The sequence below is a fragment of the Alcanivorax sp. 97CO-5 genome, from assembly GCF_000524665.1.
Taxonomy (GTDB): Bacteria; Pseudomonadota; Gammaproteobacteria; order Pseudomonadales; family Alcanivoracaceae; genus Alcanivorax; species Alcanivorax borkumensis.
Genome location: NZ_KI965879.1, coordinates 58,864 through 78,137, shown reverse-complemented (window position 1 = coordinate 78,137; position 19,274 = coordinate 58,864). Strand labels below are relative to the sequence as shown.

At 57.1% G+C, this 19,274-nt stretch carries 18 protein-coding genes; 11 read left to right on the top strand and 7 right to left on the bottom strand.

The features are described from left to right. Positions 1-59 precede the first annotated feature (59 nt). Genes Y017_RS03685 through Y017_RS03670 form a run of 4 tightly spaced genes read right to left on the bottom strand, consistent with a single transcriptional unit; the run spans position 60 to position 4,423 of the window. Positions 60-767 (bottom strand): DUF2894 domain-containing protein, encoded by a 708-nt coding sequence (locus Y017_RS03685; protein WP_035459000.1) that lies wholly within the window; start codon positions 765-767, stop codon positions 60-62. Next, entirely contained in the window at positions 757-1,395 is a 639-nt protein-coding gene (locus tag Y017_RS03680; protein ID WP_035458999.1) for an OmpA family protein, read from the bottom strand. Before Y017_RS03680 ends, Y017_RS03685 begins: the two co-directional genes overlap by 11 nt. Then, the gene (locus tag Y017_RS03675) at positions 1,395-3,641 is read right to left on the bottom strand and encodes a DUF802 domain-containing protein (RefSeq protein ID WP_035458997.1); all 2,247 of its coding nucleotides are present in this window, start codon (positions 3,639-3,641) and stop codon (positions 1,395-1,397) included. Before Y017_RS03675 ends, Y017_RS03680 begins: the two co-directional genes overlap by 1 nt. Next, entirely contained in the window at positions 3,638-4,423 is a 786-nt protein-coding gene (locus tag Y017_RS03670) for a DUF3348 domain-containing protein (protein WP_231483375.1), read from the bottom strand. Before Y017_RS03670 ends, Y017_RS03675 begins: the two co-directional genes overlap by 4 nt. Before the next feature lie 318 nt (positions 4,424-4,741). Between Y017_RS03670 and Y017_RS03665 the strand changes: the two genes are divergently transcribed. Next, complete coding sequence (locus Y017_RS03665; RefSeq protein WP_231483374.1) at positions 4,742-5,017, top strand: hypothetical protein; 276 nt, start codon at positions 4,742-4,744, stop codon at positions 5,015-5,017. Between the two features lie 62 nt (positions 5,018-5,079). On the opposite strand, the gene nhaD is transcribed toward Y017_RS03665, so the two are convergent. Continuing rightward, positions 5,080-6,309: a sodium:proton antiporter NhaD gene (gene nhaD / locus Y017_RS03660; RefSeq protein WP_035458991.1), complete on the bottom strand. Its 1,230-nt coding sequence runs from the start codon at positions 6,307-6,309 to the stop codon at positions 5,080-5,082. Positions 6,310-6,572: 263 nt separating this feature from the next. Between nhaD and Y017_RS03655 the strand changes: the two genes are divergently transcribed. The 4 genes from Y017_RS03655 (at position 6,573) to Y017_RS03640 (ending at position 11,664) form a co-directional block, all read left to right on the top strand. Further along, positions 6,573-7,862 (top strand): imelysin family protein, encoded by a 1,290-nt coding sequence (locus tag Y017_RS03655; protein WP_011587535.1) that lies wholly within the window; start codon positions 6,573-6,575, stop codon positions 7,860-7,862. 165 nt (positions 7,863-8,027) lie between these two features. Further along, entirely contained in the window at positions 8,028-9,422 is a 1,395-nt protein-coding gene (locus Y017_RS03650; protein ID WP_011587536.1) for a di-heme oxidoredictase family protein, read from the top strand. Between the two features lie 25 nt (positions 9,423-9,447). Then, a complete protein-coding gene (locus Y017_RS03645; RefSeq protein WP_011587537.1) occupies positions 9,448-10,485 on the top strand; it encodes an imelysin family protein in 1,038 nt (345 codons plus the stop codon). A 66-nt stretch (positions 10,486-10,551) separates the two neighbouring features. After that, the gene (locus Y017_RS03640) at positions 10,552-11,664 is read left to right on the top strand and encodes a DUF1513 domain-containing protein (RefSeq protein ID WP_011587538.1); all 1,113 of its coding nucleotides are present in this window, start codon (positions 10,552-10,554) and stop codon (positions 11,662-11,664) included. A gap of 40 nt (positions 11,665-11,704) precedes the next feature. On the opposite strand, the gene Y017_RS03635 is transcribed toward Y017_RS03640, so the two are convergent. Next, positions 11,705-12,097: a hypothetical protein gene (locus Y017_RS03635; RefSeq protein WP_011587539.1), complete on the bottom strand. Its 393-nt coding sequence runs from the start codon at positions 12,095-12,097 to the stop codon at positions 11,705-11,707. A 192-nt stretch (positions 12,098-12,289) separates the two neighbouring features. Continuing rightward, positions 12,290-12,697: a helix-turn-helix domain-containing protein gene (locus Y017_RS03630; RefSeq protein ID WP_035459082.1), complete on the bottom strand. Its 408-nt coding sequence runs from the start codon at positions 12,695-12,697 to the stop codon at positions 12,290-12,292. Between the two features lie 171 nt (positions 12,698-12,868). Here Y017_RS03630 and Y017_RS03625 point away from each other — a divergent pair, with 171 nt between their 5' ends. The 6 genes from Y017_RS03625 to Y017_RS03600 all read left to right on the top strand — a co-directional run bounded on the left by Y017_RS03625 (position 12,869) and on the right by Y017_RS03600 (position 19,257). Continuing rightward, positions 12,869-13,492 (top strand): cation transporter, encoded by a 624-nt coding sequence (locus Y017_RS03625; protein ID WP_011587541.1) that lies wholly within the window; start codon positions 12,869-12,871, stop codon positions 13,490-13,492. A gap of 103 nt (positions 13,493-13,595) precedes the next feature. Then, positions 13,596-13,811: a DUF3820 family protein gene (locus Y017_RS03620; RefSeq protein WP_035458987.1), complete on the top strand. Its 216-nt coding sequence runs from the start codon at positions 13,596-13,598 to the stop codon at positions 13,809-13,811. Positions 13,812-13,869: 58 nt separating this feature from the next. Further along, positions 13,870-14,550 (top strand): DUF4336 domain-containing protein, encoded by a 681-nt coding sequence (locus Y017_RS03615; protein ID WP_035458984.1) that lies wholly within the window; start codon positions 13,870-13,872, stop codon positions 14,548-14,550. A gap of 231 nt (positions 14,551-14,781) precedes the next feature. Next, entirely contained in the window at positions 14,782-15,945 is a 1,164-nt protein-coding gene (locus Y017_RS03610) for an efflux RND transporter periplasmic adaptor subunit (protein ID WP_035458982.1), read from the top strand. Further along, positions 15,945-17,879: a MacB family efflux pump subunit gene (locus tag Y017_RS03605; RefSeq protein ID WP_011587545.1), complete on the top strand. Its 1,935-nt coding sequence runs from the start codon at positions 15,945-15,947 to the stop codon at positions 17,877-17,879. The genes Y017_RS03610 and Y017_RS03605 overlap by 1 nt, the downstream gene beginning before the upstream one ends. Beyond that, complete coding sequence (locus tag Y017_RS03600) at positions 17,872-19,257, top strand: efflux transporter outer membrane subunit (protein ID WP_035458979.1); 1,386 nt, start codon at positions 17,872-17,874, stop codon at positions 19,255-19,257. The genes Y017_RS03605 and Y017_RS03600 overlap by 8 nt, the downstream gene beginning before the upstream one ends. Positions 19,258-19,274 lie beyond the last annotated feature (17 nt).

Genomic DNA, 19,274 nt, shown 5'->3' with positions numbered 1-19,274 from the left:
CTTAGATTTAGCCGTAACCCATTTCCTGGGGGTCGCCTTGAACAGGAGAGCCGGAGGCATCAGCGTTTCGGTGCGATTTTCTCCAAGCTCATTAGGGTATCCAGATAGTTCACAAAGTGCTCTAGATACGCGGGCGACAGCTCGCGCAGCGTTTCAATGGCGCGGGTGACCATCCGGTGAGAGTTAAGTGGGCCTGCGTCGCTGGGCGTTTGGGTAATGGCATCGTCGATGCGTTGGCGAGCCTGCTGGGCCTGACGCTGGCTGCGCAGTTGACGCAGGGCGTTCAGCTCCCGTTGTTTGGGTGGTAGCGGTGGAGCACTGGCGCCATTATCCGCCAGTACCTGTTTTTCCTGTTGTTTTAATAGACCCGCCAGAGTGTTGTTTTCCTCCGGGCTGTCATCTGTGGTCATCAGGCTGTAAGCCCGATGCAGCGGAGCAAACGGTGAGGGCCCAGCGGGTTGCGACGCTCGGCGCAAGCGGGGGCGGAACTGAGCGGGGTCGTCGCCGGCTTCGCCAGCAGCGTCCAGCGTTGCTTTGGCTTGGCTGAACGCGCTTTGGTATTCGCTGAGTTGGTTGTCCAGCTTGCTCAGTGTGCCAGCGGGAGGGGCCGGCAATGTGGCCAGCCGTTGGGTAAGGCTGGCCAGAAAACGGAACCGTACCGGGTCAAAGTGTTCTCCTCCTTGCTCTTGCAGGGCCTCCAGGCGCTCTGTCAGAGCCTCCAGAGTTGCTGAGGGGGAGGGCGAGGGAGAGTCCGCGTCAGGGCGCATCGGATTTCTCACTTTGTCGGGGCACGGTGGTCAGCTCCACCCGGCGGTTACGGGCACGGCTGTCCGCATCGTCATTGGGGGCCACCGGTTGGTTATCGCCAAAGGCGGCGGCAAACACCTGATCGGCGGGCATGCCCTGCTCAATCAAGGTACGGGTGACGGTGAGTGCTCGCTGGGCTGACAACCCCCAGTTATCCGCATAGCGGCCGTTGCCCCGGTTGATGGGTAGGGCGTCGGTGAAGCCGCTAACCATGAGCATATCGTCGTGTTGGCTGAGGAACACCTGTAGCGGTTTTACCAGATCCCTGAGCAGGGCTTTGCCTTCCGGTTGCAGCCGGTCGGAGTTGAGCTGGAACAGCACGCTGCCGCTGATGCCGATACGGCCATTGTTGAACGTCACCCGGCCGCTGGCCAACGGGTCGGCCAGCGCTTCTTCCAATGCCATGCGCCGTTGTTCTTCGGCGAGGCGTTTGGCTTTTTCCTGCTCTAGGGATTGGCTCAGCTCCAGCTGGATGCCGATCACCCACACCAGCAGCAACACCAGAATGCCCACCAGGGCGGCCATGAGATCCGAGAAGATGGCCCAGACCGGCGAGGCCTGGGCATCGCTGTCGTGTAATTCGTCCATCAATTAACCCCGGAAACCGAGCGCTGGCCATTGTGCGCAGGGGCATCGCCATGGCGTAGGTTGGCCAGGGCATCAATGACTTCTTTCTGTGAGGCCATGCTGAGCTCAATCACCTCGCGGGCTTGCTCCACGTAGTAGCCCAGTTGCTCGTCGGCCCGGGCAGAGGATTTCTCCAGTGAGCTTTCCACCTGCTGAAGATTGTCCAGTAGGGTGTCGTTGGCGCGGCTGAACACTTGCACGGCCGTGGCAAAGGCGTCGCTGAGGCTGGCCACTTCGGCGGCGCTACCGGCGACGTCGCCGGCGACCTGATTAAGTTGGCTGGCCTGGTCGCTGACCTGTTGCGAGAAGGTGTCGCTCACCTGACTCAGCGTCTCGCTGGAGGTGCGAATCAAGGTGTCGATAGCGTCACGCTGGGCGCCGGCGGCATCCTGCTGGGCACTGAGCAAGGTATCCAGCTCGGCCATGATGCGGCGACGTTCTTCCAACAGTTCGTTGTCCCGCTCGCTGCTGTGGGTCATTTCTTCGCGCAGGCGGGAAATCACTTCCGCGGCCGCTTTCGGTGTTTCCGAGGCGGTTTCGATCAAGCGCATCATTGGTTCTTCTAGAGCAGTGCCCAGGCGACCTAGATGCTCGCTGACGGTGGCCTCAAGCTTGGCTAGGCGCTCGCTGGCGGCGTCACCGCGAGCGGCTTCTTGATCGCGCAACACACTGAGTTGCTCACCCAGCTGGTTGATCAGGCTGTCCATGCCCGTTTGCTGGCCGCTGAGCAGGCCGGCAGCGCTGTCACGGAATTCGCTGTTGTGCTCGTGCAGAGCGTTACGAATATCGTTAACCAAGGTGGCCACGGTGCGTTGCTGCTCGCTGAGGCCGGTTTGCCACTGTTGAGCGGCCTGTTCGGTGCTGGCCTGGAACTGGCCGGCGATGGCTGAAAACTGCTTTTCACTGTGTTCGGCCACGGCCTGTTGAGTGTCGCGTACTTGTTGGAGAAGTTCTGCGCCGCTGGCCCGGTGAGCCTCCAGCCCGGCGTTCCAGTCTTGCAGTGCCTGACGGGTGGCAGTCTGGAATTCTCCGGTGATGGTGGCGAGTTGTTGCTCACTGGCATTGCCCAATTGTTGTTGGGTGTCACGGACCTGCTGCAGTAGGGAATTGCTGTTGTGTTGGAACTGATCGTGGTGAGCCGCCAGCGAGGTGCTGATGTCACTCACCAGCCGGGCACTGGTTTGCTGATGCTCGGCCAGCCCGGCGCGCCAGTGTTCGGCAGCTTGCTCGGTGGTGTCACGGAAACGTTCGGTAAGGGCGCCGAGCTGTTGTTCGGTGATTGCGTTGAGCTTTTCGTGGGTGCCTTGAGCCTGCTTGCTGAGGCTGGCGAGGGATTGCGCCATGATTGATTGAGCGCTCTCGGCGGCCAGGCGGCTGCTGTCGGTTAGGGTGTCACGTAAAGAATCAGCAACGGAACGCGCCAACCCTTGGTATTGCTCTTGGAGTCCATTGTGGAAGGCCTGCTGGTTGCCGGTGAGCTGTTCGCCCATTTGTTCCATGCGCCCGGTGAGGGTGTGCAGGGCGGTGACCAGTTCCGGGAACACCTGGGACTGGCTTTGCAGGGCCGCGTAGGCCGTTTCGCGTTGGTGGTTTAGAGAAAAGCGATACAGCTGGCCGTCCACTGCATCGTCTAGCTGACGGGAGGCGTCCATGCGGTCGCGGCGACACAGGGTCGCGGTGAGGCCAAGCATGGCGGAGGCAGCAACCCCGGCGATGGAGGTACCAAAGGCCAGACTTAGGCCGGCAATAGGTGCGGACAACGCGCTGCGAATGGCGCTCAGCTCACTGCTGCCATCCAAGGCGGTGGCGGCGCCTTTGAGGGTGACGATCATGCCCACGAAGGTGCCCAGCAAGCCGAGCATTACCAGTAAACCGGTGAGGTATGGGGTCAGTACCGGCCCGGGCAGGGTGGCCGGATGGCCGTCAACACGGCGTTGCACGGCGTGGCGCAGGGTGTTGGGTAGTTCGCTGAGCCAGCGAGTCAGCGTTTCGCGGTCGTCGTTAGGGTGGGGTAATTGTTGTAGTCGCAGGTTTAACTTGGTGGTATCGCGGCGGTAGCGCAGTAATTCGACAAACCCGAGCCCGTAGACGGCGGCGATCAGCAGGGTAACGGTGAAGGCCACCGGGTTACCCAGGAAGGTGGTGCCGATCCAGATAACGGCCACGGCGCCGAGGACAAACGGGAGAGCAAATAGAAAACGTCTCATGGGGTGGTGCTTTCCTTATCATCAATGTCGGTGAGCCGGGTGTCGGCGTCGGTGGTGGCACCTGCCGCCGCGTCCAGTAACCCCAGAATGGGCTCCTGGCGGGCGTCCAGCTCAGCGAGTAACAGCATTTGAATTTCTTGGCAAAACTGGGATAGCCAGCCGTTGGCGGCCATCCACTCTTGTGGGTGTGTGTGTTGACCTTGTTGCCACAGGACGCGGTAGCGCTTTTCCAGAAACGCGGGCATGGCACTGAAACAGCGGCGCACATATGTAGAGAGGCCGTGTTCGAACACCGCATCCAGCTCCGCCAGTCGGGCCAGCTCTGCACTATGGGCACAGAGGTGGCGCCGGGCGCGCAAGCGCAGGTTGGTTAGTGCGGCAATCATCTGCCGCTGGTGAGCTTGGTGGAAACGCTCATAGGGGCCAAAGGTGGGCCGCTTGCCCGCCGGTATGTCTTTGTTCAACGGTGGCAGGCTGATCACCGAGGCGGCCTGTTTGCCGGCGAAACTGTGGCTCAGGTTCTCCAGCAGGGTGTTGCGGGTTTTTAGTAGATCAGCCTGCAGAGTCTCTGAAATATCGGACTGAGCTGTAAACGGTCCTTTTGGACGGTGCTGGGTGGCGGTATCCAGGGCAATCGTGTCGGACAGGTCAAACAGCCGGCCTAGCCGCTCAGCGAAACACGCATGGGAGGACGAGGCTGCTTTTGGGTCCAGGCTAGCAAGCAGCTGTACCAGCCGGCTGCCGGCGGGGCCGGTATGCGCGGGTGTTTGCGTCCTGTACATACTGTTGTCCATGGCGGCGGTGAACGAAACGGGCCTACCCGGCGACCGCAGCCATAGGCTGTGAGTGCCGCCCAGTGTCGTGCGGATAGGCCAGCCGTCCATTCTAATAGGGAAAGGCCGGCGATGATAATGCGCTGGTCGGTTGAGCGTTGGGTAACGGCGACCATAACCATTTAGTGGCGGAGGAGGCGTGCATTGTTGGCCAGATTTTCTGGCGGTAAGAACCGTGGCTGGTGGCAGCCTTGACCCTGCTCGGCAAATGGGCTCACTCTGAAACGGGCTTTGCTTGGAGCCCCCGATTGAAAAGGAGTTTTGATTATGGAAACCGGTAAACAAATGATTGCTGATATTAAAAGTAAGCTGGACGAGTTGGAGAGCGAGCTGGATCAATTGGAGAAGCAAGGTGAAGCAGATCGTAGCACGGAGGCGGAGCGACACCAGCTGGCACTAGAGGATGTGTTGACTGAATTGCAACAGCGTATTGATGAATACCGTGAGTTGACCGGGGCAGGTAGCGTAGATGGCAAGGCTAATTGGCAACAGCTCGATAATGATTTGAAAGAATTGGATGATGATCTTTACGGCGCGAACTGATTTGTTGCGGTAATCGCCCTCGCTATGCTCGGCGAGGACGATAGCCGGCATGCCGGCGGTGGCTAAACCAGCTGCCCCAACCCCAGCACCGCGACAAAGCCGATACTGTAGGCCACCAACAGGTAGCCGAAGTAACGCAGGTAGCTGCCGAAGGTGAGCACTTCGATCTTGCTCATGGCGATCACCCCGGCGGCGGAGCCAATGACCAGTAGCGACCCGCCCACACCGACCGAATAGGTTAGTGACAGCCATTGGGATAAGTTCATTTCTATCCCGGAATTGAGCAGCGCGGCGGTCAGCGGCACGTTATCGAATAGTGCCGAGGCCAAGCCCACCAGGAAATTAGCGGCCACGGGTGGCATAACATCATAAAGCGCGGGGAAGTAGGCCAGCATACCCAGCTCCTTGAGCATACCTACCAACAGCAATACGCCCAGGAAAAACAGCAGGGTGTCGAATTCAATCTTGCGGATATATTCCAGAATTGGCTCGTCCTTGTTTAGGAACTGCACCACCATGAACATCAACGATAGACCGAACAGGAAGCACAGCACCGGCGGAATTCCGAATGCTACGTTGGCGGCGATGGTGCCGACAATGGTGCCGAAGAACAGCAGCGCGATAACCTTGTCTCCGCGTTCGATGACGTTGTTTTGTTTCTTGATGTGCACTTCTTCACTGAGCCCTAATGAGAGCATTAATGCTAGTGCAGCAACTGCTCCGGCGGCGGGCAGGCTAAGCAATAGAAGGTCCGGAATTTCCACTTTGCCTGCCAGGAAAATCATCAGTGTAGTGACATCGCCGGTAATCAGCGCGGTGCCCCCAGCGTTAACCGAAAATATCACCAGCACCACGTAGCGCATTAGTTTTTTGACCGGCAGGTTCAGGTTCATCAACACGGCGATACACACCAGGGTGGCGGTGATGTTGTCGGCCATGGAAGAGAACAGGAAGGCAAACACGCCGGTGAGCAACATGAGTTTGCGCTCGCTAATGCGCTCGGGTAGCAGTTTGTTGACCAGGCTGTCGATAATGCCCTTGCCGGATAGATAAGCCACGAAGGTCATGGCGGCCATCAGAAACAACCACAGGGTGGCAATATCCAGCAGGTTGTCATTAAGGCTTTTCATCAGCGCGTCGTGGCTGAGATGAGCCGGGGGGGCAATAAAAAACAGTAGCCAGGCGAAGGACCCGAAAAACAGCGTGGTTTTTGCCTTATCAATATGGACGATATCTTCGACGACGATGGACAAAAAGCCCAGCGCCACCAGGATTAGTAGAACGGTGGTCATGGCGGGCGACTCGCACTGTAGCTAAAAAAGAGAGCGGAGAGCGGCGCTATTTTAGACTTTTTGTGAACTGGGTTCACCGTAAACAATTTGTTTATTGGGGGGCATTCGACGAATTGTGGCGGAAAAATGCTGGATATGTGCAGATTTTGGACGCAGCCCTTTTAAAAGATGCGAATAATTCGCATTATGTATGCCTAGACTGTTTCCGCGTCGATCTGCTCGGCGCGTTTGCTTGTGATATTCGATCTGCTCGGGGAATTTTCATGCTGACTCGCCTGTCCACCGGCGGCCTTTTACTGGCCACCCTGTTTTTTTCTGCCTGTAGCGATGAACCGCAGTCCAGCGGGGCCGTTGTTGCGCAGGCCTATGATCAGACGCAGGGCAAGAAGGTGGTCAGCCACTATGCTGACGTGGCGTTGGCGACCTATACCGATGCGCTTGCCGAAGCTCGCAAGTTGAAAACTCAAATTGATGCGTTACTGGCAGCACCTACGGAAGATAGCCTAACTGCGGCCCGGGATGCTTGGCGTGCGGCCCGGGTGCCCTACATGCAGAGTGAAGTATTTCGGTTCGGCAATGTGGTGGTGGACGAATGGGAAGGACAGGTGAATGCCTGGCCGCTGGATGAGGGCCTGATTGATTACGTGGATGAGGATTATCACGCGGTGATGGGCAACCCCGGCGCCCGCGCCAATATTATTGCCAGCGAATCCTTGAAGATTGGTGAGCAGGCTCTGGATTTGACGGACCTGAGCGCAGAGTTGTTAGCCAGTTTGAATGAGCTAGGGGGCTCCGAGGTGAATGTGGCCACCGGCTATCATGCTATTGAATTTTTGTTGTGGGGGCAGGACTTGAATGGAACCGACGCTGGTGCCGGTGAGCGCCCGGCAACGGATTTTGCCACCGGCCCGCAAGCCACTGGGGGGCATAATGCCCGCCGCCGCGAGTACCTGTCGGTGGTTACCGATCTGCTGATTAACGATCTGGAAGTGATGGTAGACGAATGGCGTCCGGGTGAAGAGAACTACCGGGCTGAGCTGGAAGCCGACTCAGTGGAGAACGGCCTTCGCAAGATGTTGTTTGGCATGGGAAGCCTGTCATTGGGCGAGTTGGCTGGAGAGCGGATGAAGGTGGCACTTGCGGCCCATTCCCCAGAAGACGAGCACGACTGTTTTAGTGACAATACGCATGCGTCGCATTTTTATAATGGTAAGGGCATTCGCAATGTGTATCTGGGCGAGTATCGGCGAGTGAACGGTGAAACCTTGACCGGCCCTTCCTTGAGTGACTTGGTGGCCGCCAATAAGCCGGCCATCGACAACCAATTGAAAGCCGACTTGGAGGCTAGCCGCGCGGCGCTGCAGGGGCTGGTGGACAGTGCCAACAAAGGCATTCATTTTGATCAGTTGATTGCGCCAGGGAATAGCGAGGGGGCGGCCACGGTGAATGCGGCCATCGATACCTTGGTCGCGCAGACTACCAGTATTGAGGCGGCCGCAGCGGTGCTAAATATTCAGGCACTGAATCCGGATACCGCCAACCACAGCTTCTGACATGAGGCCCGCGGTGGGTTGAAAGCACCGGCCGCCGGCCCGTTATCTCGGGCGCTGTGCTGGAGCCGTACATTCCAGCGAAAAGCGGAAAGCTTGCTCATTGTCTTCGTGACTCAAGTATTGAGTCTGCACAGCTAGGCTCTCAAGAGAGAAGGATACCCACCCTTGCGATATTTCTTGCTGTCTTTGGCGGCCCTGTTGGCGGCTTGTGATCAAGGCCCCACTTTTACCGAAGCCGAGCCCGGTGAGCAGCTTTCTGCGGGTAAGGCCACAGTGACTAAAACAGACCAGAATGCGTTTTCGCTGCCGCTAGCGAATCTGCCACCGTCTCGGCGGCTGGATTTCAGTGTGGGCAACAGCTTTTTCCGGAACCCTTGGGTTATTGCTCCGGCCTCCACGGATGCTCGTGACGGCCTTGGCCCATTATTCAATACCAACGCTTGTCAGAACTGTCATATCAAGGATGGCCGAGGTCACCCGCCTGGCCCTGATGCCAAACAAGCGGTTTCCATGTTGGTGCGGTTGTCGGTGCCTGCTAAAGCAGAAGATGATTTGACCCAAGGTGGGTTAATGCCCGAGCCAACCTATGGCGGGCAATTTCAGGATGCGGCCATTCCCGGGGTTGAGCCGGAAGGCCGGGTGCGGGTGGATTACCGCACCCGGATTGTCACTTTTAAAGATGGCTACCAAGTTGCTCTGCGTGTGCCTCGACTGAGTTTCAGTAACTTGGCGTACGGAGACATGCATCCTGCCACGCTGTTTTCCGCGCGTATTGCCCCGCCGGTGATTGGTTTGGGGTTACTGGAAGCCATTCCGGAAGCAGACCTGTTAGCCCATGCTGACCCGGAGGATGCGGACGGTGACGGTATCAGTGGCCGGGCAAATCGCGTTTGGGATCGCCGTAATGACACCACGGCCATGGGACGTTTTGGCTGGAAGGCAGGGCAGCCCAGCTTGCGCCAGCAAAATGCGGAAGCCTTCGCTAATGACATGGGCCTTACCAGCCATTTGGTGCCCACCGATTCCTGCTCCCCGGCCCAGCACGATTGCCTGGCCATGCCCAACGGCGGCGACGCGGAGGTGAGTGATTCCATCCTCGATAACGTCACGTTTTATACCCGCAACCTGGCCGTGCCGGCCCGCCGTAATGTAGACGATAAACAGGTGCTGGCGGGTAAAAGCCTGTTCTTCCAAGCGAATTGCCAAGGCTGCCATGTGGCCGTGTTCACCACCGGAGCCGAAGCCGCGGAGCCGGAGCTGGCCAACCAGACGATTCGTCCCTACACCGATTTGTTGCTCCATGACATGGGGCCGGGTTTAGCGGACGGTCGCCCGGAGTTTTTGGCTAATGGCCAGGAGTGGCGTACCCCGCCGCTGTGGGGTATCGGCCTCACGGAGGCAGTGAATGGCCATACTCAGTTTCTCCACGATGGCCGCGCCCGCAATCTAATGGAAGCGATTCTCTGGCACGAAGGTGAGGCGGCTCAGTCTCGGGATGCGGTGTTGGCGTTTGATGCTAGTCAGCGCGCGGCGTTGTTGGCTTTCTTGAACTCTTTATAACGACGATTAAGGTCGAGGATTCACCATGCGTGCTTTGATTATGCAGGGGGCGGTCGCGTTGTCCGTGTTGATGCTGGCAGCGTGTAGCAACCCACGGCAGGAGGTCACTGTTCAGCTGGCCACTGAGGTGTTATTGCCGGCTCACCAACAATGGCACGACAGCAATGCCGCGCTGATGGACAGTGTGGAGGCGTACTGCGCGGACCCGCAGGCCTCGGTGGAAAAGATGAAGGCCGCATTTTTTCACGCCCAGTCACAGTGGTCTTACTTGCAGCCGTTGATGATCGGCCCGTTGTCGGAAGGCAATCGTAGCTGGCAGGTTCAGTTCTGGCCGGACAAACGCAACCTGGTGGTTCGCCAGACTGAAGCGTTGTTAGACGAGGCCGGCCCACTCACCGGTGAGCAGCTGGAGAAGGCCAGTGTGGTAGTGCAGGGGCTAACCGCTTTTGAATTTGTGCTGTTTGATGAATCGATAGCACTGGCTTCCAGCCGTGATCGCTATTGTCCGTTACTGAAGGGTATTGCGAACCACCAATGGGCGTTGTCTGAAGAGGTGTTGAAACTGTGGCGTGGGCCTGAGGGAATGTTGTTGCAGTTAAGCGATTTTCCCAACGAGCGCTATGCCACTGCGGATGATGGTCTGGCGGCGATTCTGCGGGTGCAGATTACCGGTGTGGACGTGCTGAAGAAAAAATTGGGTGTGCCCATGGGCCGGCTGAATAAAGGCGTGGCGCAGCCCTATCAAGCGGAAGCTTGGCGTAGCCAGCAATCTATTGAAAACCTGCAAGCGTCACTAAAAGGCGCGTGGGCGGTATGGCAGCGGGTACGTTCTCTGGTGAGCGATGAAGGCTTGGTGAGTGATATTGATCAGGCCTATGCGGATGTGAATAGCCGGATGGAGGCGTTGCCTGGGCCGCTGGTGGAATTGGTGCAGGCCCCCTCCCACAGGGATACGTTGGCGGCGCTTTATACCGCGCTGGATCAATTGGAAAATCGGCAGCAGATAGAGCTGGCTCGGGCACTGAATATCCAGATTGGTTTTAACGCCAACGACGGAGACTAGAGTCCGTTGCGCGTTAATAGTTAAAAGTTTGGTCGCAGTGGGCGGTGCAAGCTTGCGGGGAGCGTTATGCCACTAACACGACGTAAGTTGCTGGGTGCTGGTGCGGCGATGGCCGGTGTGGCCGCTCTGGGTGGCGGGTCACTGTGGACCCGTACGGCGGGCAAATCGCCCCTGCTGCTTTCCGCGCGCAACGATGATGCCGGCCAGCACTATGCCATGGGCTATTATTTGAATGGCCAGCGGGCCTTCGCGACGCCGGTGCGCGAACGCTGCCATGCGGTGGCTCGCCATCCTTTCCTGCCTGTTGCTTTGTTTGTGGGGCGCCGGCCAGCAAGGGAAAGTTATCTGTTGGATCTGCGCGATGGCTCTTTGCTGCAAACCCTGCATAGCCAGCCGTATCGCCACTTCTATGGGCATGCCGTTTTCCATGCGCAGGGCCAATGGTTGTACACCACCGAAAACGATCTCAATGAGCCCGGCCGTGGCGTGTTGGGGCGCTACCGGTTGGATCACGCTGCTTTGCAGCTAGTCCATGACGGCGAAGCGTCCACCCATGGTGTTGGCCCCCACGAACTGGCCTGGATGCCAGATGGCGAATCCCTAGCGATTGGTAACGGCGGTATCCGCACTGACGGGCTCAGCCGCCAACAAATGAACCTGGAGACCATGACCTCCAGCCTAGTAATCATGGATCGTCACGGTGCGCTAATCAGCAAGGAAATTCTCACGGATACGCAAAGCAGTATTCGTCACCTGGATGTGGCTGGCGACGGCACGGTGGTGACCGGGCAGCAATATCATGGCCCCGCCTATAACCGTGTGCCGTTGCTGGCCATCAAGCGCCCCGGTGAGGCCTATCAACCGTTTCCTGTCAGCCAGACACAGCTGGCAATGATGGATCAGTACACCGCCAGCATCGCCATTCATCGCCAGCAACGGCAAGTGGCCATGACGGCGCCACGGGGCAACCGGTTCTTTATCTGGGACCTGGATAGCGGGGAGACCTTGCTAGATACGCCGATGTCAGATTGTGCCGGTGTGGGGGCAGTGCCGGGCGGGTTTGCGGTGACCTCGGGGCAGGGCAAATGCCGTTACTTCGATAGCCGTACTGCGGATGTGCAGGGGCAGTGGCTGGCATTGCCGGGGGGCGGCTGGGATAACCATCTCTGGTTAGGTTAGGCGCCCGTGATAGCGGGCGCCAAAAACAAGCCACTGAATGTTAATCGTGCCAGCCGGATACCTTGCCGCTGCACACCCAGTCCTTGGAGCCCCGTTCGACCCCAATGGATCTGTAACTGTAGCGGCCATTGGCGTTGGATGTAGACCAACTCTTGGTTTTACCGGCCCCGATGCCGGAGGCGCCGCAATCTTCAGAGCCGTCTTTGCGTTCATTGCAGAAACGGGCGTAGATACGATTGTTGCAGGAATTGCGGTAGGTAACGATAAAATTCCCTTTGCTGTACTGGCTCCATTTGGTGTTGTGCACCACCATGCAGGGGGCGCCACCACTGTTGCGAGCATCCCAGCAGGTGTCATCGTCCAGGCTGGAGTAATAGTCTGCGGCAGCAAACTGTGAAGCCAGTAATATGGCAATGCCAATGGTCCATTTCATTATCTTCCCCTTGTTCCCTTCTTTGTTGACCTAGTTGGCTCCCCAAAAGAGCCGGCTATGTTTATTGTAGAAAGCTGCCGGGAATATGCCTCACCCATATGGGGTAAACGGGTGCATAACGTGTTGTATAAATGTCAGCCAAGGCGCTTGTAACGGGAAGAGACAGGAAGGGCCAGGAGGTGGCCACTGGGTCTAGTGGCCATGCTCGGTGGTGCATTTGCGGTGATCGCTTAACACTTCTATAACCCGGCATTCGCCAGGCCTCCCTTGTTCGCACTCGTTAATCATTCGGCCCAGTTCATCGCGCAAGGCGCTGAGTGATCGAATTCGTTGCTCGACGGTCTCAAGGTGGCGGCGGGCAATATCATCGGCACAGCCATGCTGTTCACTCATGGTGAGCAGCTCGCGAATATCTTCCAGGGTGAAGCCCAATTCGCGGCTGTGACGAATAAAGGCCAATCGTTCCCGGTGGCGCTGATGGTAGCGTCGCTGTCCCCCTTCACTGCGTGCCGGTTCCGGCATCAATCCGATTTTTTCGTAGTAGCGAATCGTCTCCACTTTGCAGCCGGTGGCGTTACTGAGCGCGCCGATAGAGAACAGGGTTGGCATGATTATTACCTCATGGGCCGATAACTGGGCTTGAACCTGTAGTTACTATAGCTTTTTAAATGGAACCTGAATCAGTGAAATCAAGGAGCCCAAGCAGGCGCTACCGGCAGCAATAGACGTTTGCCACTGCCATGTCGGGCCCAAAGAGAGTGGAGAAACAATATGGGTTGTTGTGATCACGAGATAGTGGGAAACCCGGCACCAGATTACCAACGAGTGCTATGGATCGTGTTGGCGATTAATGCGGTGATGTTTGTGGTGGAAGCGGCCTCTGGAGTGCTGGCGGATTCGCGGGCATTGCAGGCCGATGCGCTGGACTTTCTGGGCGATACCGCTACCTACGGTTTAACCTTGTGGGCGTTGGGACAGTCGGTGGCCTGGCGGGTACGCGCAGCCCGTATCAAGGGGGTGTCGTTATTGTTGATGGGCGTGATCGTGCTGGCGAACAGCATTTGGGCGCTGGTGAAGGGCAGTGCGCCGCAGGGCGAGCTGATGATGGGTGTAGCCAGTTTGGCGCTGTCGGCCAATGTGATTAGTGCGCTGTTATTGCTGCGCCACCGGCAGGGGGACGCCAATATTCGATCCGCCTGGCTGTGCTCGCGCAATGATGCGTTGGCCAACCTGACAGTGCTGATCTCCGGCACCCTAGTGGTATGGCTAGACAGCCGCTGGCCAGACCTGCTGGTGGCAGTGGCCATTGCGGGCCTGTTTACCCACAGCGCCGTGTCGATTTTGCGTCAGGCGCAGAACGAGTCCGCCGCAGAGCACGGGTGCGGTACGTCGTGAGCAAATGGTTATTATTGTTGGCGATGAGAAGGTGGGGCGGTAGGCTGCACCGAGTTGGGCAGCTTATGTTTTCTGCCTCTCCACTGTGATCAAGATGAGCTCTATGGAATTTAAACAGGAAGATCTGACTGCCCTGATTGAACGTACCATGCCCTTCGGGAAATATGCCGGCCGGGTATTGATCGATCTGCCCGAGCCATACCTGTTGTGGTTTACCAAGAAGGGTTTCCCGAAAGGTGAGCTAGGCCGGCTGATGGCACTGGCGCTGATGCTGAAAATGGACGGCACGGAAGGTTTGCTGGAACCGTTACGCAAATAGGCTGTATCACCGGGGTCAAGCAGGTATCCTGAGTGCATATCCCGTTCAGGAGTCAGCTGTGCCGTTACTTGAAGTGGTTGCCAATAATGTCTGGGCCTATGCCATTCCCCATCACTTTATGGGGCTGCATGTGGGCGCTCGGATGACTGTGGTCAAATTGTCTTCGGGTGGTTTGTTGCTGCACTCCCCGGTTCCGGTGGACGATGCGTTGGCCGGGGAACTGGCGGCGTTAGGTGAAGTGGCGCATATCGTTTGCCCGAACCTTTTTCACCATGTGTTTGCCGGCGAAGTGAAACAGCGTTACCCCCAGGCCGTGCTGCACGGCCCGGCAAAACTGGCGAGCAAGCGCAAGGATCTGGCACTGGATGCGGTGCTCTCGCAAACCCCGCATCCAGACTGGGGGGATGATTTCGAGTTGGTGTTTATCGAAGGATCCATGTTGCACGAGACGGTGTTCTATCATTGTTCCAGTAAAACGCTAATTGCCGCCGATCTGATTGAAAACTTCCATCAATGCGACCATGGCTTCACTCGCTGGTATTTGAAACTGGGAGGCCTGTGGAAATCACCGGGCTGGCATCCGGTTTTACGGCTGGTGTATCTGAACCGGCGCAAAGCCCGCGCCAGCGTGACCCGAATCCTCGAGTGGCCCTTTGAAAAACTCAGCCTGGCTCACGGCGAGGTCATCACTGAAAACGCCCGTAACCAGGTCCGCCATGGGATGGAGTGGTTGCTCTAGTTCAACGTTCAACGTTCAACGTTGAAACTTGAAAAGCGTGGCTCGGTGGCAGAGCCACATTAGAAACGGTAGTGCCGCGATTCTTTTTCCCGGGGCCACGGGGTTGTTTTGGCTGCGTGGCACAGCGCTGTTCGCGCTTTTAACTTTGAACTCGCAATTTCCTCCCTCCACATTTCTTGCAACATTTCCCGTTATATTCCTCACCATCATTACTGGTCTGTGGAATTGCCCATGCCTCGCTGGATTCGTCGTTTCCCGAAAACGGTTCTTTTCGTTGTTGTTTTAATCGTATGCCTGTTGTTCGCCGGTTGGCGCTGGGGCTTTTCGTCGGCGCCGGCCACGCAGTGGGAAACAGCCACGGTGGAGCGTGGTGATGTGGAGGAACTGGTCACCGCGCTGGGCACCCTGGAGCCGGGAGATTATGTGGATGTGGGTGCGCAGGTCTCAGGGCAGTTGACGCATTTGTATGTGGATGTAGGGGACTCGGTGGAGGAGGGGCAGCTGCTGGCTGAAATTGACGCCTCCGTGCAGCAAACGCAAGTAGATGCGGGCCTTGCTGAGCTGGAAGCGTTACGTGCTCAGTTAGAGCAGCGGCAGGCCGAGTTGAATCTGGCTGAGCTTCAATATCAGCGTCAGCAGCGTTTGCGTGACGCGAATGCTACCAGTGAAGATGCTTTTCAAAGTGCCGAGTCAAACTTGGCGATTACCGGTGCCCAGATCAAAGTATTGCAAGCACAGATTCGTCAAAAACAAGCCAGTGTGGAGGGCGATCAGGCGACCCTTGGCTATGCGAAAATTTATGCTCCACGCAGCGGCACGGTTGTGAGCTTGGATGCCCGTGAAGGCCAGACGCTTAACGCTAACCAGACTACCCCGACACTGATGCGCATTGCTGACCTGTCCGTGATGACGATTTCCACGGAAGTGTCCGAGGCAGACGTTCATCGACTAAGCGCAGGCATGCCGGTTTATTTCAACACCCTTGGCAATGAGACGGTGCGCTACGACAGTGAGCTACGGCAAGTGCTGCCTACGCCGGAAGTGGTGAATAATGTGGTCCTGTACACCGCTGAGTTCGATGTGGCTAACGATAATGGTCAGTTAATGTCGGGGATGACCGCGCAGGTTTTCTTCGTGGTTAATTCCGCCCGCGATGTGCTGAGCTTGCCGATGGCTGCCGTAAAGCGAGCGGGGCGAGGGGCGTGGAAAGTTCAGGTGCTGGATAGCAAGGGGGAACCACAGGATCAACCAGTGAAAATAGGTATCGACAATCGCGTTCGTATCGTGATTGATGAGGGGCTTGAAGAGGGCGATGTTGTGACGCTGAGCCAAGCGAGCAGCAATGTTGCGTTGAAAAAAAACAAGGATAGTCTGCCACGTCAAGGACGGTTCTAATGCCGTTGATTGAACTGTGTAACATTCGCAAGCGTTATCCTGCCGGGGATCAAGATGTAGAAGTCTTGCACGGCATTGATTTGTCCATTGAGGCGGGGGAGTTTCTTGCCATTATGGGCAGTTCCGGCTCGGGGAAGTCTACCCTGATGCATATTCTTGGCTGCCTGGATCAACCCAGTGACGGAGAATATCGCTTTTCCGGCCAACCGGTGACGGCCATGGATCATGACCAGCTGGCCTGGTTGCGTCGGGAAATGTTTGGGTTCGTATTCCAGAGTTATCACTTGATTGGCACCGCCAGTGCTTGGGAAAACGTAGCGTTACCGGCTATTTATGCAGGCGTGCCCCGAGAAGAGCGCAAACAGCGAGCGCAGCAGTTACTGACAGATCTTGGTCTTGAAGATCGCCTGGAAAATCGTCCGAGCCAACTTTCCGGGGGGCAGCAGCAGCGGGTATCTATTGCTCGGGCCTTGATGAATGGCGGCAAGGTGATTCTTGCCGACGAGCCCACCGGTGCGCTGGACAGCGCCAGTGGTGAAGCGGTAATGGATCAGCTGCGCAGCCTGGCGGAGCAAGGCCACACCGTTATTGTGATTACCCATGACGCCAAGGTGGCCGCCCATGCGGACCGGGTAGTGGAGATTCATGATGGCAACCTGATTAGCGATACGCGACATCATGATCATCTCCATGAGCGTGCCAAACCAGTGTCAGCGCCGCCAAAAGAATCCGTGATGCCGGATCCTGGTGAGGTGATGGAAGCTGTGGTGATGGCTTTGCGTTCTTTGCGTGCTAATTGGATGCGCACCCTGCTGACATTACTTGGCATTGTTATTGGCGTTGGTGCGGTAGTGGTGATGTTAGCGATTGGTGAGGGCGCAAAACAGGATGTGGTGGCACAGATCAATGAGCGTGGCACCAATCTTCTAGTCGTTCGCCCGGACCGGGGCATGCAACGAGTGGCGGATGGCGTGATTGCCACCTTGGTGCCAGCGGATGCGCAAGCGTTAGAGTCCCTTCCTAATATAAGCATCGCGGTACCGGAAATTTCTGGGAATGTGACTGCCCGGGCCAATGGTATGGATATCTCGACCAGTGTGCAGGCGGTGAGCGAAGATTTTCCATCGCTACGTGATTGGCAGCCTGTGCAGGGAATATTTTTCGGGGAGGAGGATCTCAAGAGCTATTCTCCGGTGGCTGTGATTGGCCAGACAGTAAAAGAGAATCTATTTCCGGAGGGTGATCCATTGGGGCAGTTCCTGTTACTCGACAGTATTCCTTTTCAAGTAATTGGTGTGATGAGCGCTCAGGGCGCCAGTGATCGGGGGGAGGATCAGGATGATGTGGTCATTGTTCCACTGTCCACCGGAACCCTGCGTTTATTCGGACAAAACTATCTTAACTCTATTACGGTGGCGGTGGATGATGTGACGCAAATCGATGCCACGGAAGCCGCTGCGGTGGCGCTGTTAACCCAGCGTCATGGCAAGCAGGATGTGCGCGTTTTCAACATGGCCTCGCTGCTGGAAATGGTGTCGGAAACCCAAAACACCTTAACGGCTCTGCTCGGTTCCATTGCCGCCATTTCCTTGTTAGTCGGCGGAATCGGAGTGATGAATATCATGTTGGTGAGTGTGACCGAACGTATCCATGAAATTGGTATCCGTATGGCTACCGGGGCAAGACAGCGCAATATTCTTCAGCAATTTCTTACCGAGTCGGTGGTGGTATCGGCCTTGGGCGGCATTGTTGGCGTAGTGATAGGGGTATTGGTGGGTTGGTTATTGATGCTGTTTGGCATGGCGATTGTGTTCTCCGTGCCGGTCATGGTGGTGTCTTTTGTCTGCGCTGCGGGAATCGGTTTGTTATTTGGTTTTGCACCTGCGTTGAAGGCCGCGCGCCTAAACCCAGTGGAGGCGCTCAGTAATGATTAAGGCAATCAATAAACAGTTGTGGGTGATGGTATTTGTTTTGCTTTCCGGCTGTGCCATGCAGTCCGGCCTGCAAGCTCCGGAACAGGGAATGCTAACGCAATGGCTCAACCAGCAGCAGGCCAGTGAGGCCATGGTGAACCACCCGCAATGGTGGCAACAATTTAACAGCGCGGAGCTGGATCAGCTGGTGGAAAAGGCGCTGGCGGCCAATACGGATTTGCTGGTGGCGGCGGCGCGAGTTGAGCAGGCCGATGCGCAATTGAGTCAGATCGGTTCAGCACTGTTTCCCACCATAGGGCTGGGAGCAGGAGGCAGTCGTAGTGGTGTATTTGGCGAAGGCGGAAGCACCGATAGCTACAATGCCTCACTGAGTGCCAGTTACGAGCTGGACCTGTGGGGGCAGCTTCGCAATAGCCGTGATGTGGCGCGGGCTTCCCTGCTGGCGAGTCAGTTCAGCCGTGATACCGTGCAGCTCACGGTCATTGCCAGTGTGGTGAATATGTATCTGCAGGTGTTGTATCTGCAGGATAATCTGGCGCTGTCAGAAGAAAATCTGGCGCTGGCCCAGCAAGTATTGGATGTGGTGCAAGCCAAGGTAGAGAACGGTGCCGTTTCTCCCCAGGATCTGGCTCAGCAGAAAACGGTGGTCGCCAATGTGGAGGCGCAGCTGCCCTCCCTGCGTCATCAACTTCGCCAGAGCCGCTATGCCCTGGCGGTATTAGTGGGCGAAATGCCGCAGGCATTCCAGGTGGGCGGTGGCGCCCTGAGTAGCCTGCAATTACCGGAAATTCAGGCCGGGCTACCGGATCAGGTGCTGGCCCAGCGCCCGGATGTTGCTCAGGCTCAGGCCAGCTTGATGGCGGCGGACTATTCCGTGGCCGCCGCCCGGGCGGACTACTGGCCCTCTATTTCGCTCACCGGCAATGGTGGTTATGCCAGCAGTGCATTGTCTTCATTATTCAATGGCGACGCGGTGTACAGCCTCGGAGTGTCACTGGCGCAAACGCTGTTTGATGGTGGTGCACGTGATGCTCGGATTGAGCAAAGCAAGGCCGCCTGGGAAGAACAGGTGGCTAGCTATACCGGTACTCTGTTGGTGGCCTTGCAGGAAGTGGAGCAATCATTGAGTAATGTGCAGGGCTTGGCTGAGCAACAACAGTATCGTGAAGAGGCATATCGGCAAGCCGAGGAAGCCTACCGGGTGGCGCAGGTGCGTTATCGGGAAGGAGAAACTGAACTTACTGATGTGCTCAGTGCACAAAGCAGCTTTAACAGTGCCCGCCAGAACAGTCTCGACCTGATTTATAATCAGTATCAGTCTCGCGTCACTCTGTACCGGGTGTTGGGTGAAGGGGGCAAGGCCTCCGCTGAATCCTGAGTTATTTGCCGGTTTAT

Coding starts and splice junctions, on each gene's coding strand:
- Y017_RS03645 (WP_011587537.1), top strand. CDS start 9,448: ATGCGTGCTTTGATTATGCAGGGGGCGGTCGCGTTGTCCGTGTTGATG.
- Y017_RS03635 (WP_011587539.1), bottom strand. CDS start 12,097: ATGAAATGGACCATTGGCATTGCCATATTACTGGCTTCACAGTTTGCT.
- Y017_RS03610 (WP_035458982.1), top strand. CDS start 14,782: ATGCCTCGCTGGATTCGTCGTTTCCCGAAAACGGTTCTTTTCGTTGTT.
- Y017_RS03680 (WP_035458999.1), bottom strand. CDS start 1,395: ATGGACGAATTACACGACAGCGATGCCCAGGCCTCGCCGGTCTGGGCC.
- Y017_RS03600 (WP_035458979.1), top strand. CDS start 17,872: ATGATTAAGGCAATCAATAAACAGTTGTGGGTGATGGTATTTGTTTTG.
- Y017_RS03625 (WP_011587541.1), top strand. CDS start 12,869: ATGGGTTGTTGTGATCACGAGATAGTGGGAAACCCGGCACCAGATTAC.
- Y017_RS03665 (WP_231483374.1), top strand. CDS start 4,742: ATGGAAACCGGTAAACAAATGATTGCTGATATTAAAAGTAAGCTGGAC.
- Y017_RS03605 (WP_011587545.1), top strand. CDS start 15,945: ATGCCGTTGATTGAACTGTGTAACATTCGCAAGCGTTATCCTGCCGGG.
- nhaD (WP_035458991.1), bottom strand. CDS start 6,309: ATGACCACCGTTCTACTAATCCTGGTGGCGCTGGGCTTTTTGTCCATC.
- Y017_RS03655 (WP_011587535.1), top strand. CDS start 6,573: ATGCTGACTCGCCTGTCCACCGGCGGCCTTTTACTGGCCACCCTGTTT.
- Y017_RS03675 (WP_035458997.1), bottom strand. CDS start 3,641: ATGAGACGTTTTCTATTTGCTCTCCCGTTTGTCCTCGGCGCCGTGGCC.
- Y017_RS03640 (WP_011587538.1), top strand. CDS start 10,552: ATGCCACTAACACGACGTAAGTTGCTGGGTGCTGGTGCGGCGATGGCC.
- Y017_RS03685 (WP_035459000.1), bottom strand. CDS start 767: ATGCGCCCTGACGCGGACTCTCCCTCGCCCTCCCCCTCAGCAACTCTG.
- Y017_RS03620 (WP_035458987.1), top strand. CDS start 13,596: ATGGAATTTAAACAGGAAGATCTGACTGCCCTGATTGAACGTACCATG.
- Y017_RS03670 (WP_231483375.1), bottom strand. CDS start 4,423: ATGTACAGGACGCAAACACCCGCGCATACCGGCCCCGCCGGCAGCCGG.